The organism is Kitasatospora sp. NPDC051914, from assembly GCF_040680995.1.
Classification (GTDB): Bacteria; Actinomycetota; Actinomycetes; order Streptomycetales; family Streptomycetaceae; genus Kitasatospora.
The window spans coordinates 82,546-98,364 of record NZ_JBFAXX010000028.1 but is presented as its reverse complement, the minus strand read 5'-3'; the positions used below and the strand labels follow the sequence as shown (position 1 = coordinate 98,364).

At 72.8% G+C, this 15,819-nt stretch carries 17 protein-coding genes and 2 pseudogenes; 11 read left to right on the top strand and 8 right to left on the bottom strand.

What is annotated here, in order from left to right:
• Window positions 1–100: 100 nt before the first annotated feature.
• Together AB0M03_RS20145 and AB0M03_RS20140 are read left to right on the top strand one after the other, a co-directional pair.
• Window positions 101–865 carry an SDR family NAD(P)-dependent oxidoreductase gene (locus AB0M03_RS20145; protein ID WP_363492911.1) on the top strand — a complete coding sequence of 255 codons (765 nt, stop codon included), beginning with the start codon at window positions 101–103 and terminating at the stop codon, window positions 863–865.
• A 444-nt stretch (window positions 866–1,309) separates the two neighbouring features.
• Complete coding sequence (locus AB0M03_RS20140) at window positions 1,310–2,800, top strand: IPT/TIG domain-containing protein (RefSeq protein ID WP_363492910.1); 1,491 nt, start codon at window positions 1,310–1,312, stop codon at window positions 2,798–2,800.
• Window positions 2,801–3,006: 206 nt separating this feature from the next.
• On the opposite strand, the gene AB0M03_RS20135 is transcribed toward AB0M03_RS20140, so the two are convergent.
• From AB0M03_RS20135 to AB0M03_RS20125, 3 genes are all read right to left on the bottom strand, one after another.
• The gene (locus AB0M03_RS20135; RefSeq protein WP_363492909.1) at window positions 3,007–4,680 is read right to left on the bottom strand and encodes a serine hydrolase; all 1,674 of its coding nucleotides are present in this window, start codon (window positions 4,678–4,680) and stop codon (window positions 3,007–3,009) included.
• Window positions 4,681–4,901: 221 nt separating this feature from the next.
• Entirely contained in the window at window positions 4,902–5,603 is a 702-nt protein-coding gene (locus tag AB0M03_RS20130; RefSeq protein ID WP_363492908.1) for a L,D-transpeptidase, read from the bottom strand.
• 13 nt (window positions 5,604–5,616) lie between these two features.
• Window positions 5,617–6,144: a SigE family RNA polymerase sigma factor gene (locus AB0M03_RS20125; protein ID WP_363492907.1), complete on the bottom strand. Its 528-nt coding sequence runs from the start codon at window positions 6,142–6,144 to the stop codon at window positions 5,617–5,619.
• Window positions 6,145–6,362: 218 nt separating this feature from the next.
• Here AB0M03_RS20125 and AB0M03_RS20120 point away from each other — a divergent pair, with 218 nt between their 5' ends.
• The 4 genes and pseudogenes from AB0M03_RS20120 (at window position 6,363) to AB0M03_RS20105 (ending at window position 8,447) form a co-directional block, all read left to right on the top strand.
• A complete protein-coding gene (locus AB0M03_RS20120) occupies window positions 6,363–6,947 on the top strand; it encodes a hypothetical protein (protein WP_363492906.1) in 585 nt (194 codons plus the stop codon).
• Between the two features lie 238 nt (window positions 6,948–7,185).
• Window positions 7,186–7,551 (top strand): annotated as a pseudogene (locus AB0M03_RS20115) (transposase); the annotation flags it as partial.
• The gene (locus AB0M03_RS20110; RefSeq protein ID WP_363492925.1) at window positions 7,528–7,785 is read left to right on the top strand and encodes a helix-turn-helix domain-containing protein; all 258 of its coding nucleotides are present in this window, start codon (window positions 7,528–7,530) and stop codon (window positions 7,783–7,785) included. The pseudogene AB0M03_RS20115 and the gene AB0M03_RS20110, both read left to right, overlap by 24 nt.
• A gap of 302 nt (window positions 7,786–8,087) precedes the next feature.
• Window positions 8,088–8,447: a YciI family protein gene (locus AB0M03_RS20105; protein WP_363492905.1), complete on the top strand. Its 360-nt coding sequence runs from the start codon at window positions 8,088–8,090 to the stop codon at window positions 8,445–8,447.
• 170 nt (window positions 8,448–8,617) lie between these two features.
• Here the strand turns inward: AB0M03_RS20105 and AB0M03_RS20100 are convergent, their stop codons facing one another.
• Together AB0M03_RS20100 and AB0M03_RS20095 are read right to left on the bottom strand one after the other, a co-directional pair.
• Window positions 8,618–9,154, bottom strand: a complete 537-nt coding sequence (locus AB0M03_RS20100) for an RICIN domain-containing protein (protein WP_363492904.1) — start codon at window positions 9,152–9,154, stop codon at window positions 8,618–8,620.
• 162 nt (window positions 9,155–9,316) lie between these two features.
• Window positions 9,317–9,607 carry a hypothetical protein gene (locus AB0M03_RS20095; protein ID WP_363492903.1) on the bottom strand — a complete coding sequence of 97 codons (291 nt, stop codon included), beginning with the start codon at window positions 9,605–9,607 and terminating at the stop codon, window positions 9,317–9,319.
• 199 nt (window positions 9,608–9,806) lie between these two features.
• Here AB0M03_RS20095 and AB0M03_RS20090 point away from each other — a divergent pair, with 199 nt between their 5' ends.
• The 3 genes and pseudogenes from AB0M03_RS20090 to AB0M03_RS20080 all read left to right on the top strand — a co-directional run bounded on the left by AB0M03_RS20090 (window position 9,807) and on the right by AB0M03_RS20080 (window position 10,691).
• Entirely contained in the window at window positions 9,807–10,034 is a 228-nt protein-coding gene (locus tag AB0M03_RS20090; RefSeq protein WP_363492902.1) for a family 43 glycosylhydrolase, read from the top strand.
• A 168-nt stretch (window positions 10,035–10,202) separates the two neighbouring features.
• A pseudogene (locus tag AB0M03_RS20085) lies at window positions 10,203–10,304 on the top strand (hypothetical protein); the annotation flags it as partial.
• Between the two features lie 186 nt (window positions 10,305–10,490).
• Complete coding sequence (locus AB0M03_RS20080; RefSeq protein WP_363492901.1) at window positions 10,491–10,691, top strand: hypothetical protein; 201 nt, start codon at window positions 10,491–10,493, stop codon at window positions 10,689–10,691.
• Window positions 10,692–10,826: 135 nt separating this feature from the next.
• Here AB0M03_RS20080 and AB0M03_RS20075 read toward each other — a convergent pair whose 3' ends face one another.
• The 3 genes from AB0M03_RS20075 to AB0M03_RS20065 all read right to left on the bottom strand — a co-directional run bounded on the left by AB0M03_RS20075 (window position 10,827) and on the right by AB0M03_RS20065 (window position 13,356).
• Window positions 10,827–11,624: a hypothetical protein gene (locus AB0M03_RS20075; RefSeq protein WP_363492900.1), complete on the bottom strand. Its 798-nt coding sequence runs from the start codon at window positions 11,622–11,624 to the stop codon at window positions 10,827–10,829.
• 150 nt (window positions 11,625–11,774) lie between these two features.
• A complete protein-coding gene (locus tag AB0M03_RS20070; protein WP_363492899.1) occupies window positions 11,775–12,278 on the bottom strand; it encodes a GNAT family N-acetyltransferase in 504 nt (167 codons plus the stop codon).
• A 145-nt stretch (window positions 12,279–12,423) separates the two neighbouring features.
• Complete coding sequence (locus tag AB0M03_RS20065) at window positions 12,424–13,356, bottom strand: RimK family alpha-L-glutamate ligase (protein ID WP_363492898.1); 933 nt, start codon at window positions 13,354–13,356, stop codon at window positions 12,424–12,426.
• 246 nt (window positions 13,357–13,602) lie between these two features.
• Between AB0M03_RS20065 and AB0M03_RS20060 the strand changes: the two genes are divergently transcribed.
• Together AB0M03_RS20060 and AB0M03_RS20055 are read left to right on the top strand one after the other, a co-directional pair.
• Window positions 13,603–14,199, top strand: coding sequence for a hypothetical protein (locus tag AB0M03_RS20060; protein ID WP_363492897.1), 597 nt, complete (start codon window positions 13,603–13,605; stop codon window positions 14,197–14,199).
• A 384-nt stretch (window positions 14,200–14,583) separates the two neighbouring features.
• The gene (locus AB0M03_RS20055) at window positions 14,584–15,759 is read left to right on the top strand and encodes a S1 family peptidase (protein WP_363492896.1); all 1,176 of its coding nucleotides are present in this window, start codon (window positions 14,584–14,586) and stop codon (window positions 15,757–15,759) included.
• Window positions 15,760–15,819: the final 60 nt, after the last annotated feature.

Genomic DNA, 15,819 nt, shown 5'->3' with positions numbered 1-15,819 from the left:
CACCGGCGTCCTGTCGGCAGAAGTTCACCCACATCGCGCAATCCGGTTCCGGCGGCCGGCCGGGCCGTCGCCCCGCCGGCAGCGGTCTGAAGGAGGAGCTGTGAACACGAGCACGGACCAGGGCGGGTTGGACGGTGCGGTGGTCGCGGTGGCGGGTGCCGCCGGCCCCGCGGGCCGGGCGGCGCTCATGCGGCTCGCCGAGGGGGGCGCCACGGTCGTCGCCTCCGACGCCGACGCGGGCCGCCTCGCGGAGGCGGTGGACGCCGCCCGCTACGCGCACCACGGCGCCACCGTGACCGGGGACACCGTCGACCTGCTCGACCTGGACGCGACCCGCGCATGGGCGGACCGCACCGAGAGGGAGTTCGGCCGCATCGACGGCCTCGTCCACCTCGTCGGCGGCTGGCGCGGCTCCGCCACCTTCGCCGAGACCGACCTCGGCGACTGGAACGTGCTGGAGGACCTGCTGGTGCGGACCGTCCAGCACACCTCCCTCGCCTTCGAAGGCGGACTCGGCCGCAGTGGGAAGGGCCGGTACGTCCTGATCAGCGCCGAGGGCGCCAGTCGGCCCACCGCCGGAAACGCCGCCTACGCCGCCGCGAAGGCCGCCGCCGAGGCCTGGACGCTCGCGCTCGCCGACGCCTTCCGCAAGGCGGGCGGAGACGGTGAGCCGCCGGCCGCGGCCACCATCCTGGTGGTCAAGGCGCTGGTGCACGACGCCATGCGGGCCGAACGCCCGAACGCGAGGTTCGCGGGCTTCACCGACGTGGAGGAGCTTGCGGAGGCGATCGCCGGCCTCTGGGACCGGCCCGCGCAGGAGGTGAACGCCGCCCGGCTGTGGCTGGCCGCCCAGCCCACACCCTGACCGGCCCCGGTCCGCCCACCGACGCGCCTCGGCGGCCCGGCCTCCCCACTCCGTCCGTCGCCCCGGGCGCCTCGGTCCGCACACCGGCATTCGATTTCGCCCGGCACGCAGGCGGCGCGGTGCCGGAAGCCGGGATGCCGGCCGCGGCCACCGCTCGGCGTGCTCGCGCCGCGCCGGTTCCTCCTCGACCGTCTCGGCACCGGACACCGATCCACCGGACGCCCGGGACGTGCTCGCCGGTCAGCGGCACCGAGGCCCGGCGCCTCACCCGCGCCCGCGACCGGTTGCCCCCGATGCGGCGGGGTCCGAGCGGAGCCCTGGGCCAAAGGCCTGAACCCGGTGGCCCGGGGAGATGACATGCCGTCAATCACCGACATCCGAAAATAGGTTGAATGCGACCCATTCGGGTCGATCGGTGATCGAGCGGACACCTGAGGAGTGATCATGACGGTAGAACCGACCGCGACGACGGCCGGAGCGGCCATGACCCTGGCTGCGATCGCGGCGACCGGGGCGACCCCGCGTCCGTCCGGGGAGACCCTGTCGGCGCAGCGGCAGCGCATCGCCACCGGCATCACCCGGCAACTCTCCGACCCCTCGCTGGCGACGAAGGGCACCTGGGAGCTGTCCTGGCTCGCACTGAGCCCGGACAACGCGAACATGGCGTACATCGCCAAGGACAACTCCGGTTCGAACGAGTTCGCCGTGGTCGTCCGCGGGACCGTCGCCAACGCGATCGACACCCTCGAGGACCTCGACGTCGGCACGGTGGTCCCGTTCACCGTCGGCGGGTCGGCGCCGGTCTCCGTCTCGAAGGGCGCCATGGCGGCGTTCACCCAGGTCGCCGGCATGACCGACGAGTCCTCGGGCGCCAACCTCGTGCAGGCGCTCGCCCGGCTCCTCGCGGGCGCACCCCCGCGTCCCGCGGTCAACGTGATCGGCCACAGCCTGGGCGGCTGCATCTCCACCATGCTGGCGCTGTACCTGCGGGCCCAGCCCTGGAGCGGTGTTTCGCCGCAGTTCGGGGTGATCACCTTCGCCGCCCCCACCGCCGGCCTGAAGGACTTCGCCGACCTCTTCGACTCCGTGCCGTGGAGCGTGAACGAGGGGTACGTCAACGACTACGACATGGTGCCGCTGGCCTGGGCCGCCCTCGACACCGCCAAGAAGTGGTACCCCGCCGTCCACGGACCGGTCGCGCCCGCCGACGTCAAGGACGTCCTCATCCCGGAGATCGAGGCCCTGACCGGTCCCAACACCTACGTCCAGCCGGACAACGCCCTCCACCTGAACCCCGACTACGACACCTACGACCACGACGTGGTCAAGAGCTCGACCGAGGACTTCCTGGCCCAGGTCGCCTACCAGCACGCCAACGACACCTACCTGGGCCTGCTGCAGGCACCCCTCGTGCCCGCCGGGCCGGTGGTGACCGGCGTCAGCCCCAGCACGGGAGGCGCGGGCGCGCAGATCACCATCACCGGCAGCGGCTTCGGCCCGGACAGCGTGGTCGACTTCGGCCCTGTCCCCTGCGTGAACCCCACCGTTGCCGGCAGCACCCGGATCACCGTGACCGCACCTGACGGGGTCGGCGTCGTCGACGTCCGTGTCACCGGGAACCTCGGCACCTCCCCGGCCGTCGCCACCGGCCAGTTCGCCTACGGCGGGCCGGAGCCCGTCCTGGTCACCGGTATCACCCCGGACACCGGGAAGACGGGCACCAAGGTCACCATCACCGGCACGGGCTTCGCCGCCAACCCCACCGTGTACTTCGGGAAGAACCCCGCAACGTGCGCGTACGTCTCGCCGACCCAGATCACCGCGACGGCGCCGTCCTCGGGCACGCCCTTCGGCAAGACCGTCGACGTCAGGGTCCTGGTCAACGGTTACCTCTCCCCCACCGGCCCGGCCGACGAGTTCACCTACCCCGGCTGACACCCGGCCGATCCGCCACCCGCCCGGCCGAACAGCCACCGGACTGCCCGCAGGACGGGGCGGTCGGCCGGGCCGGGCGGCGGCACGCTCCCTCCTGCCCGATGGCGGGCAGGAGGGAGCGTGCCCGGACGCCGCGGGCCCGGCAGGATCCGTAAGACACGCCCGGGTGTTCTCGGCGGCGGACGGCCGATCGGTGCGACGGTGGCTCAGCCGCGGGTGAAGGTCCCGAGGCCGTCGTGGTTGAACTGCTCGACCACCACGGTGGAGGCCCGTCCGTCGGGGCCCACGGTGAATGTGACGCCGGAGAGGCCGACCGCGTTCTCGCCCCGGGTCTGGAAGCTGAAGACGTCGCCGGCGTAGTGCCGGAGCGGGAACTGCAGGTTGTCCGGGCCCAGGCCCATCACCAGGCCTCCGTTCCGGGCGGTCACGGTCAGCGGTCCGTAGTAGTTGTTCCTGTACGTCCCGACGTAGGCCGCGTCCGGCTCGGCCGGGGCTGCGCCGGTCGGCGGCTTGCCGTAGTCGGTCGGCGAGACGCCGACCAGTGCGGCGGCGGGGACGACCTTGCCGAGGAAGCCGAGCCAGTCGACGGTCTCCCGGCCCTCCTGGGCGAAGTCGAAGAACGCCTCGGCCACCGCCTCCGGGACCCCGATCGGCTGACCGTTGGTCAGGACGACGATCCCGAGCTGCTCGGAGGGCAGCAGGGTCACCACGGTCGCCGCGCCCAGTTCGAAGGCGCCGGAGTGGTTCAGCCGGAGCCGGCCGTGGGAGTCCTGGTTGACGTTCCAGCCGAGGCCGTAGAAGCCGGCGTTGCCCGCGGGCGCCTTCGGCGGGTTGGAGACGATGTGCGGCACCCGGGTCTCGTTCAGGCCCGCCGCGTCGACGATTCGCCGGCCCTCGAACGTGCCGTCGGCGAGTTGCAGGCGCATCCACCGGGCGAGGTCCTGCACGGTGGAGCTCACCCCGCCGGCCGGGGACTGCCCATCCGGGTTCTCGGTGGTGCTGACCTGCCAGCCGGTGTCGGTCCGGACGTGCGGCACCGCCTTGTTCGCCGCGCTGTCGTAGGCGGAGCGCAGCGAGCTCGTGGAAGTCATCCCCAGCGGCTTGTAGAGGACGTCCGCCGCCAGGTCCTCCCAGGCCACCCCCTTGGCCTTGGCCACGGCCACCGCCGCCTCGGTCAGGCCGTAGTTGGTGTAGGCGTAGCTCGCGCGGAACGGTGCGAGCGTGTGGTCCCGCAGGTGCTGCAGGATGTACTCGCGTTGGTAGCCGAGGTCCTCCAGCAGGTCGCCGGCGTGGTCCGGCAGGCCGCTGCGGTGCGAGAAGAGATCGGCGATGGTCACGTGGCTGCTGACCCAGGGGTCGGCCAGTGCGAAGCCGGGGTCGTGGACGGTGACGGGGTCGTCCCACTTCACCGCCTTCTGGCCGACCACGCCGGCGACCACGGTCGAGGCGATCGGCTTGGAGACCGAGGCGAGCTGGAACACGGTGTCCGGGGTCACGGTCTCCGGCTTGCCGAGCTGGCGGACGCCGAAGCCCTTGGCGTGGACGACCTTGTCCCGGTACACGACGGCGAGGGCCAGCCCCGGGACGCCCGTCTTCGCCAGGGCGTTCTGCGCGTAGCCGTCGATCCGGGCCACGGCCGAGGCCACCTGTTCCTCCGTCAGCCGGGGCGGCGGCTGCAGCGGCGGTGCGGTGGCCGGGGCGGACGAGGGGCTCGGCGAGGGGGTGGCCGTGGAATCGCCGGACCCGGAGGTGCACCCCGCGAGCAGCGGGCCGCTCAGCAGCAGGCCGGCCATCAGCGGCGCGGCGACGCGCAGGCCGGGCCGGGCGACGGTCCGGCCCGGCCCCGGAGCGGTGCTCCGGGCTGCACCGTGACGATGCATCAACGTCCTCCCTCGTCCGGGGCGGGGCGCGGCCCGATCCAACGGCGCCGCCGTCCGCCTCAGGGCGCGAGTATTCGACAGCCCGGGACGGCCCCGGGGGCCGCCGCGCGCCTCACCCTGCGCATTCCACCCGTCCGGCGGCGCCTGCGGCCCGAGCGGTACGGCCGGGGCCGGTGCGGGGTGGTCATGCCGTCGCTGAACCGACCCGGACCGGGTCCCCGTCACGGGTTCCCGGCTCCGGGGTTCACCACCTGGACCGTGTCGCCGACCCTCGCCTGCTCGAAGTACCAGCGGGCGTCCTCCGAACTCAGCCCGATCTGCCCGAAGGTGCGGTTGTCCCTGCCGAGGACGGACGGTCCGTACCAGGGCATGGCGCAGATGTACGTGACATAGCCGTCCCGGGCGACCAGCCGGACGCACCAGGACAGGGTCAGGTTGTACTCCCCCTCTCCGGCCGCCGGCGCCAGGGTCGGCCCCGTGCTGGAGTTCACGTGGAACGAGGCCAGCTTCTCGGCGACGGTCATCGCACCGGGCCGGGTGGGGTGGTCGGGCCGGCCGGCCGTCGCGGGCAGGACCTTGAGCACGGTCGTGCCGTCCTGGACCCGGACGGTGTGCGCGGCGACGTCCACCGTGGTCAGCACGCTCCTCGACGAGGGGGGTGCGGTCGGGCTCGGCGCGGGTGCCGGCCCGCTCGCCGCCGGTGCGGCGGGCCCTTGCCGGATCTCCGGGCGGGAGGCGGCCGAGCCCAGCAGTCCGATCGCACAGACCGCTGCCACCGCCGCGAGCGCCGCCGCCCGTCGCCTGCGCCGTCGGCGCGCACCCCGGCGGCGAACGGTGTCGTAGGGCAGCGGCAGTGCCGCGGGGGCCTGCGCCGTCAGCTCGCGCAGTGCCGACCCGATCATGTCCTCGTGTCCGCCACCCACAATGTCCTCCGGCTCAGGCACAGTTGTCCGTCCTCTCGGAGTGCCGTGGAGTGCTCCCGGCATCCGGTTCGTCGCGGAGGTGTTCCGCGAGTGCGGCGCGGCCGCGGGAGAGGCGCGCCTTGATCGTGCCGACCGCTGTCCCGGCCTCGTCCGCTATCTGCTGGACGCTCAGGTCGCACAGGTGGAACAGCACGATCGCCTGCCGCTGCACCGCCGGCAGCTTGCGCAGGGCTGCGACCAGCGCGGTGTGTTCGGGCCCGGGCCCGGGGGTGTCCTCCGGGACGGCGTGCCCGAGTTCGAGCACCCGGCCGCGGCGGGCCCGGCGCCACCGGCTGACGGCCAGTCGCCAGGCGACCGTGCGTATCCACGCCTCGGGTGTGCCCTCGTCGGACGACAGCCGTGCGCGTCTGTCCCAGCCCCGCACGAAGGCCTCCTGGACCACGTCCTGGGCCTCGCTGAAATCCCCCGTCATGGCGTACAACTGCCGTACCAGTAGGGAGAACGAGGACCGGTAGAACGCGCTGTACTCCTCGTCGGTCATCCCGTGTGCCGCTCCGTCTCCTCGATCCGATGCCGGTGCATCCACCGTCGCCACGCACGGGACGGCGGACGGGTTGCGTCCATGTGCCGATCACGCCTGTGATCGTGATCACCGGGCGGGAACCCCCGGCCCGTCGTGCGTACTGCAACCTTTCCGTGCGGCGGCGCGTTGATCACTGCGGGGCCGGCCGCAGGGGCCGGCACAGGAGGGGGAACGACATGCGACGGTGGACCACCGCGCTGGCTGCCGTGATGCTCGCCACGGGGGTTGCGGCGACCGCGGTTCCGACGGCCTCGGCCGTCACCACGAGTACTGCCTGCCCGGGCGGCTGGGGCAGTCTGGACCGGCAGGACACGACCGTCCCGTACCAGCCGCAGGCGCTGGCGAACATCCGCACCGGCGCCCAGGAGTGCTTCGACCGCCTGGTGGTGGACGTCCCGGGCACCTCGGCGGCCAACCCGCTCGCCCACCGCGTGCACTACACGGACGACAACGCCGTCCACCAGTCCGGCTCCGGCACCCCGATCCCGGTGCGCGGCGGCGCCGTGCTGGAGGTCGTGGTCGGCGCGACCGCCTACGACCCGGCCACCTGGCAGGCGGTCTACCCGGCCCGGTCGGGCGACCCGCTGCCGGGCGTCGACCTGACCGGTTACCGCACCTTCGTGGACACCCGTTTCGCCGGCAGCTTCGAGGGCGAGTCCCAGTTCGGCGTCGGCGTCCGGGCGCGCCTGCCGTTCCGGGTCTTCCAGCTCGACAACCGGCTCGTCATCGACGTCGCCCACAGTTGGGGCACCACCGCCTAATGGGACTTGCCGAGTCGTAGAGACTCGGTGCTGTAGCCGCCAGCAGGTGAGCACTCTCACCGCCGGAACCACTGCGAGTTCTGGGGTCAGACCGTGCCCCTGCTGGTCGGCCGGAAGGCCATGACCGCTGATGGGGTGGCGTGCCCGCCGAACAAGGCGTGAGCACTGGATCCATTAGGCCGCGCGCCGTGTCTTCCGCGGGCTGCACGACCGGCAAGTACACGATGGGGAGGAAGAGTTGCTGCTGATCGGCGACGACTGGGCCGAGGACCACCACGACATCGAGGTCCAGGACCCGACCGGCCGGAAGCTGGCGGCCGCGAGGCTGTCCGAGGGGGCGGAGGGCATCGCCAAGCTCCACGAGTTCGTGGCCAAGCACGCCGGCGAGGACCCCGACCCGGCCGATGTGATCGTCGGGATCGAGACGGACCGCGGAACCTGGGTGCAGGCTCTGCTCGCCGCCGGCTACCAGGTCTACGCGATCAACCCCCGGCAGGTCGCGCGGTTCAAGGAGCGGTACGGCACCTCCGGCGCCAAGAGCGACAAGGGCGATGCCCACGCGCTGGCCGACATGGTCCGCATCGACCGCGACCAACTGCGGCCCGACGCGCAGCACGAACCCGTCCAGGCGGTCGCCGCCCGATGGGGGTTCGCCAGCGCCACCGTCTTCAGCCGCGCCTTCCGCACGGCCTTCGGCACCACCCCCACCGAGTACCGCCGCCAGGCCCTCGAGAGCCGCGCCGCACGCACCGGACACGCTGCGGGGGTTGATGGTGCTGCACGCAACGTCGAGAAGCCCTGCACGCCGTGCACACCGCCACCGCAGGCCCGTACCTAGGCTCGGTGCAGCCGGTCGGCGCCGCAGGGCCTTCGCCGCAGGTTCGGCCCGGCCGACCGGCTTTCCACATGAGGAGGTACTCGGGTGTTCACACCTCGGTCGTCGTCCCGCCGGGACTCGGTCTGGGAGTTCTGCGGAGCGCAGGTGGCGGAAGCCGCGCCCGCCCCGGCCCGGAGGCCCGCCGCCACCGGTGCTTGAATCTCCTTCCCGGGCCGGCCCGTCCGCCGATCGCGGCGGGTCGGGTCGGCCGGAGATTCCCGTCCCGGCGGCGCGGGCCCGGCGGAAGGTGGGAGGCTGACGGCATGAAGTACATGGTGCTGATGTACGCCGATCGCGCAGCAACGGCGGCGATGTCCGCCGCGGAACGGGCTGACGTCTTCCGCAGGCACGAGGAACTCCACCGGGACCTGGCGGGCACCGGTGAGCTGCTGAACGGGGCCGGGCTGGCCTATCCCGAGGACACGACGGCCCTCCGGCGGGAGGGCGGGGACGCGGTTGCGTCCGACGGTCCGCTCGCCGGGGCCACCGAGCAGTTGACCGCCTACTACGTACTGGAGTGCGCCACTGCGGAGCGGGCCCGGGAGATCGCCGAGCGCGTGGTGGACTTCCACGTGGTGGCGGTCGAAGTGCGGCCGGTCCACGACTCGTTCGGGATGGGCTGAGCCCGGGGCGTCCGTCGCTTTCGATCCGGGCCGGCCCCGGTCGAACTCGGTCGGAGGCCCGCAGGGCGACGAGGGTGGTCATCGGGCCGAGCACCCCGATCGCGGCATCGCCCCCGGCGATGCGGCACCACCCCGTCGCCCCGCCGCGTCCTGCAGGCGGTCGGCCCTCGTCAGCCGACCGGTTCCTGCCGCCACTGCTGGTTGGGCCTGTTGGTGCACTCCCACAGCCGCGCCGGGGCGCCCCAGTCCATGCTCCAGTCCGCGATCTCCAGGCACATGAGGGTGGCCGACATGACGGGCATGAAGCCGCCCTGGGTGATCTGGAAGGCCTGGTTGTTGCCGCCGTTGCACTGCCACTGGTCCGCGATGGCGCCGTTCCAGTTGCTGTTCGCGCCCGCGATCTCCAGGCATGCGCCGCTGTTGACGTTGCGGTAGTAGCGCTGGATGGCCTTGCCGTCGGCGGTGTCGACGACCTTCACCCACTTCTGGTTGGCGCCGCCGGTGCACTGCCACTGCCGGACGGGAGCGCCCCAGTCCGTGCGCCAGTCGGCGACCTCCAGGCACAGGCCGCTGTTCACGTTCTTGATGACCACCGTCTGCTCGTCGTAGGTGTAGGCCTGCGCCGGGGATATCGCCGGGCCGAGCACCAGGGCGAGGGCCGCCAGCCCCACGGAGGCCGAGCGACGGACAATGGAACGAACAGACATGAGCACCTCAACCAAGCTTCGACGGAACGCACGTTTCTGACGGTGGCTCACCACCGAAGCGTGATCATTCCACGGCCCGCCCGCCCAGGCGTTGCGATTGCGAACTTTTCCCGAGCCCCCCGGCCTCACGGCCTGTCGATCAGCGGGTCCGCCCGACGAGGATCACCCGGGCCAGTCCGCCGGGGAGGCCTCCAGGTCGTTGCCCCGCACCCACACGGAGGAGGCGCCGAGGACGGTGCGGATCACCGCGAACCCGCCCTCCCAGCCGCTCGGCAGCCGGAGCCGGCCCCGGCGGACCGCTCCGCTCGTCAGCCCAGCGTCCGCCGTGCGCAGCTCCCCCGTCCAGCCCGGCAGGCCGTAGCGCGGAACGCTACCGGTCAGTTCGGCCTCGACACGGATCTCCCGCCCGTCGGCGAGCAGCACTGCGGGACCCCGGTAGACCGGCGAACTCATGCCACCGACTCTGCGCGCCTCCGGCCACCCGCGCAACTCACGCGCGACAGGAGCGCCGACCTGGCCGGTTGCGGCGGTCCGCGATCGGGCGTTGTCCGCGAAGACGTCCGACATTGGCGTTCTTCCCGCTCGCCGCCCGGCGGGCAAGGACTCGGAAAGGCACAGGTGAGAGGGTATGCGGGGGGGGGCGCCGGCGGGAGTGATCCGCAATCCGGTGCTGCCCGGCTCGCACCCGGACCCGCCGATCCTGCGGGGTCGGGGAGGAGTACTACCCGGCACGTCCACCTTCGAGCGGTACCCGGGTGTGCGCCTGCACCACTCCCGGGACCTGGTGCACTGGCGCCCCTTCGGCGGCGCCATGGACAGCCTGGGCCTGCTCGACCTGACCGGCTGCCCGGACTCCGGCCGCGTCTGGGCCCCAGCCTGACCCACGCGGACGGCCTGTTCCACCTCGTCCACAGCAATGTCTCCACATACGCCGGCGGGTTCACCGACTGCATCACCGCCGACGGCGGCACCGGCTACGACCACCGGGTGACCGTCGCCCCGCTCCCGCACCCTCGCCGGCCCGTACGAGCACGACCCCGGCGGCCCCCTGCTCACCGCCCGCGACCACCCCGACCTGCCGCTGCAGAAGACCGGACACGGCAGCCTCGTCGACACCCCCGACGGCTCCTCGTACCTCGCCCACCTCGTCACCCGCCCCAAGGGCAGCCGCGGTCCGTGCATCCTCGGCCGCGAGACCGCCCTCTCCCCGTCCACTGGACCGCGGACGGCTGGCCGCGCACGCCCACCGGGGCTCACCGAGGCGACGGTCGACGCGCCGCCGACCGCCCAGCACCACAGCGGGAGGAAGGAGAGCGCCGACCGCATCGAGGCACCGGTGCTCGGACCGGACCGGTCCACCCTGCGCCGCCCGGCCTCACCCGACTGGATCTCCCTCGACGAGAGCCCCGGCCGGCTCCGCCTGCGCGGCGACCGCGCCCTCGGCTTCACCGGGGCCTTCGTCGGCCTGCGGGCCTGGGACCTGACCGGCCGCCAACTCGTTGCGGGGTTCGGCGATACGCACTACCGAACCCACTGACATCCGGCCCGCACTCCACCGGGTTCCGGCCGCCGTGGGCGACGTGCACCCGACCGACCGCACCTTCCCGACTTCGACCCGGGCCGCTCGACTGACTGCCGGCCCGGGCCGAAACGCACGGACTCCGATGGCGGATCAGCTGGGCAGCAGCCGGATGTCGAGCACGGCGGCGGGCGGGCCTGCGGGGCGGAATTCGGGTGTCAGCACGATGCGGCGCTGCCCGTTGCCGTGGTCGAGACGTGCGGTGTAGCCGACAGGCGTGTGGCTGCCGTTGGTGTCACGGAGCTTGCTCTGGTCGGCCAGCTGTGTGGCGCGGGTCTTGAGGTGCTGGACCCAGGCTTCCGGGCGGGTGCGCGAGGCCGGCGGTACGAGGTGCTGCAGGTCGGTTCGCGCGAGGCGGTCCGCGAGGGCCGAGAGGGCGTTCTCGACCGAGGCGTAGCCGCCGGTGGGCAGGGTGTCGACGAAGAGACCGACGGTCAGCGCCCAGGCCAGCGCGAAGTCCTGGACGTGCTCGAGCTCGTGGTTGCGGACGGCCGCCTGGACGGCCGGGGTGATCTCCACGCACAGCTGCTGCGGCTCGAGGTCGGGGCCGGGGTCGGTGGCCCAGGTGACCGGGGGCTGCCCGGTGAGCATGTCGGCGCCGTCCGCGCCCCACGCACCGTTCGTGCGGCTGACCATGGTCACGGCGTGGATGCCGACCTCGACGATGCACGGGTCGATGTTGGTCGAGTCGAACCGATGGCCGCGGGCAACGAGCCCGCCGACGGCGAACTCCAGGGCCAGGGCGTCCGCAGCCCACCGGTACCCGGTGTTGCCGAGCACCAGCTGCCGCCCGTGGACGTTGAGCTGCGCGAGTGGGACCTTCCGGACGGTCGGCCGATTGACGACGCAACGCTGTATCACATCGGCGATGGAGACTCTTTGTTCTGTCATGCGCTACATCCCCCCTGGCGCCGGTGGCCCGGCACCCGCAGGAAGCCGTCGAACGGCTCCCCTGATCGGCGGTCGGTCGGCCCGCACCCCATCATCGGCCACCGCCCTCCTCCCCCGCAGGCCCTTCACTGCCGACCGTCGCGGCCGTGTTCAGGGTGCAGTGAAGTCCTGACTGTTCAAGGCGTGGACGGTGCAGGGGCGTCCCAGGACGCTGTCCTCGCGCAGCGGTGCGAACCCCAGGCGGCGGGCCACTGCGGTGGAGGCGGTGTTGCCGTGGTGGATCATTGCGGTGATCTGTGCGAGCCCCAACGTGCCGAAGCCCCAGGCGAGCACGGCCCGGGCTGCCTCCGTGGCGTAGCCGTGGCCCCAGTGGTCCCTGGCGAAGGTCCAGCCGATCTCGGTCTCGTCGAACTGCTCCCACCAGTTGAGGCCGCAGCGGCCGATCGTCTCGCCGCTGTCGGCCAGTTCGACGGCGCACAGGCCGTGGCCGCGCTCGGCCCACTGCTGCTGGATGTCCCGCAGGCGGGTTGCGGCCTGCTCCTTCGAGTAGGCGCCGACGAACCGGCCCACCTCGTCGTCGGCGTGGAGACGCACCCACCAGTCGGTGTCGGCTTCGGTGAGGGGGCGCAGTCGTAGGCGCGGTGTGGTGAGCACGGTCGTTCGGTCCTTGTCGTCCGTGGCGCGGAGTACCAGAGCACCCGCCCGAAAACATTCTCGATCGAACGGCATTCTGCCCCGGCGCCGGCACGCGTCGGCTCCGGCCTTCGGGGTGGGACCCGGGAGATGGGCGGGCGGACCGTCAGGAACCGGACGGACGGGCCAGTCTGGCCGCGCAGGCGGCGACCAGCGCGGGTGCCACCTCGGGCATCCGCTCGCCCCAGGAGACGTTGGCGTTCACCTCGCAGACCGTGAACGTGCCGTCCGCCTCGAAGAGCAGATCGACCCCGGCGATCACCAGGCCGATCTCCTTCGCGGCCCGCACCGCCAGCTCCTCGCCCTCCGGGTATCGACCGGGGCAGGGGTCGACGGCCCCGCCGAGCGCGACGTTGGACTTCAGCCCGCCGTCCGCGGACGTCCTCACCGCGGCCGCCACCGCACGCCCGTCGACCACGATCACCCGCAGGTCACGCCCGTGCGAGTGCCGCACGTAGCGCTGGAAGAGGTACGGCACATCAGGGCGCAGACTGCCCTGGAGGTCGGCCAGCAGGGCAGCGTCCGGTGCCAGGAACACCCTCGAACCGCCCTGGCCCCGCACGGACTTGACCACGCACGGTTCGGGGACCCCGGCTGCCAGGGCCTCGTCCAGCCGGGCGTCCGTGTAGGTCCGGGTGTCCGGGACGGGCAGGCCGGCCAGTGCGAGCTGCTGCAGCTGCCAGAACTTGTTGGCACAGGCCAGGACCGCCTCGATCGGGTTGAGCACCTCGGTGCCCATCGCCTGCAGGTGGCGCAGCAGGGTGATCTCGCGGTCGTTGGTCAGGGTCGTGACGGGCAGCCGCACACAGGCGACCCTCGGCGGGCGGACGGCCCGTCCGGCCAGGTCGTGCAGGGTGAGCCGCCCGCCGGACACGCCCAGCAGCAGTTGGAAGGTGTGAACCGCGGCGAAGCGCGGGCCGAACTGCTCCGCGAACACCCTGCGGAGCAGCCGTGCCACCGGCGAGTCGTGGACGCCGTGTCCGAGCAGAAGCCACAGCTCGGCGTCGAGGTGGTCGTCCGGCCGGTCGGGGGCCTCCACCAGTGGTCTCCTTCGTGTCCGGGGGCGTTCCGGGGACGCCGCCATCATGGGCAGGGTCGCCGGGGCGGCCCGCGCGCCGCGCCCGCCGTACGCCCGAACGGACGGTGCGCCCGAACGGACCGTGTGCTCCTGCGGCCGGTCGGTTCGTGCAGGCAGCCGGGGGCGGCGGGCGCGCCGAGTTTCACCCTCTAGCAGAATCGAGACGTCGTCGCACGCGCGCGCAGGAATCACCAACGGAAGAGCAGAATGTCACGGTACGTCATAGTCACGGCGGCGATGGCCATCACCAAGCCGCGCCTGCAGGCATATCTGCGGGCACCGGTCGCACCCGCGTCCGCCTGGACGGAACAGGACTGGGCCGGCCTCTGCGAACCCTGGAGCGACGGCGACACGCGACGCCGGTACCGTCGGGAGCTGGCCGGCGCCGTCGCCGAGTGCGACGGCTGGATCGACGGCGACTACGCCGGCCTACTGTGCGGCCTCGACGGGGACGGCGGACCGGCGATCCGCTTCGACGAGGCGACCGGCTCGCTCACGGTGGACTTCGACTGCCGGGTCGACTTCCGACTCCCCTCGCTGATCTGGGCTTTCACGGCCCTTCGGGGCATGGCCGGCTTCATGGCCGAGGACGACAGCGGGCTCGTGGCGGTCACCGCCGACTGGAGCGACGAGACGGCGCTGATGCACCTGTCACCCGGCCGGTCGTCGTTCCTCGACCCGAACCGCGACACCGCCGTCCTGGCGAGAGCGCGGGATGCGGCATTCGACGCACGGTGTGCCGCAGAGGACGCCGACACCGACGAGTCCGCGACCGAGGTCGTCGAGCGCCTGCTGCGGCCTTGACGCATCCCTGCCCCGGTCCGCCCGAGTGGGCGCCTCGGCCCTGGGCCTTCGCCCCGAGAGCGCGTTCACGAGGAACCGCTCCCGAATCCCGGCCGGTCTCACTGCCCTGAACTGCAGCAATGCCCCAGGCGATCGGCCGCGGCACGGGCCGGTGGATGGCGCCCCACCCGACCGGAAAAGCGGACGCCGCCGCGACCCACCGGGCACCGGGCAGCACCGGCGCCACCGGCGAGCATCAACTCTGCTTCCAACCAGGCATGTTGAAAGCATTGACGTGAACATACAGCGCTGTAAAGCTCATGACACCGGTCTGGACCAGCACCTCTGAAAGCGCTCTCCCCATGCAGGCACGCCTGCCTGCCCGATCCGAGGAGAACCAACGCAATGAGGCACGTCAACGGCATACGGGCGGTACTGCCCGCCCTTCTCGCCCTCACCGCCCTGGGCTTCGGCCCTGCCACCGCATCGGCCGCACCCGACACCGCTCCGGCACCGGCGGTGGCGCAGGCCGCCCCCGACCCCGCGCTGGTCGGCGCGCTGCAGCGCGACCTGGGCCTGACGCAGGACCAGGCCCGCACACGTCTCGGCCAGGAGGCGGTCGCGGCCCGGCTGCTGCCGCAGGTCCGCGAACTCGCCGGGCCGGCCTACGGCGGCGCATGGTTCGACCCGACCCAGGGCCGTCTGGTCGTCGGGCTCACCGACCCCGCGCGCGCCGGTGCCGTACGGGCCGCGGGCGCGGCAACCGCAGCCGTGGCCCGCACGGAGGCCTCCCTCGACCTGGCCAAGGCCGCCGTCGACACGGTGAGCAGAAACCGACCCGCCCCCGCCGCAGTCACCGGCTGGCGCGTCGATCCGCGCCGCAACGCGGTGGTCGTCACCGTCTCGGCCCGCGCCCGCGACGACGGCCGGGTGAAGGCGTTCCTCGAGGCCGCCCGGGCGGCCGGGCCTGTAACCGTCGAGGAGACCTCGGAGCAGACCCCGCGCACCCTCTCGGCCGGCGTGGTCGGCGGCGACCCGTACTACATCAACGGCAACACCCGCTGCTCCATCGGGTTCGCGGTGCAGGGCGGGTTCGTCAGCGCCGGGCACTGCGGCTGGGCCGGCAGCAGTGTCGTCGGCTGGGACGGTTCGGCGATGGGATCGTTCGTCGACTCGTCCTTCCCCGGCAACGACTACTCCTACATCCGCATCGGCAACGGCTGGTGGACCGTTCCGGTCGTCCTCGGCTGGGGCACCGTCAGCGACGTGCTCGTCCGCGGCTCCTGGCAGGCTCCGGTCGGCTCCTCGGTGTGCCGCTCCGGGTCCACCACGCACTGGCACTGCGGCACCGTCCTCGGCCTCAACGAGACGGTCAACTACAGCCAGGGCGCCGTCTACCAGCTGACCCGCACCAGCGTGTGCGCCGAACCCGGCGACTCCGGCGGCTCCTTCGTCACCGGCGACCAGGCCCAGGGCGTCACGTCGGGCGGCTGGGGCAACTGCTCCTCCGGCGGCCAGACCTGGTTCCAGCCCGTCAACGAGATCCTCTCCCGGTACGGACTGACCCTGGTCACCGCCTGACCGATCCGCCGGCCCCGCACCGCCCACGGCCCGGCCCGCACCGTGGGTGGTGCGGGCCGG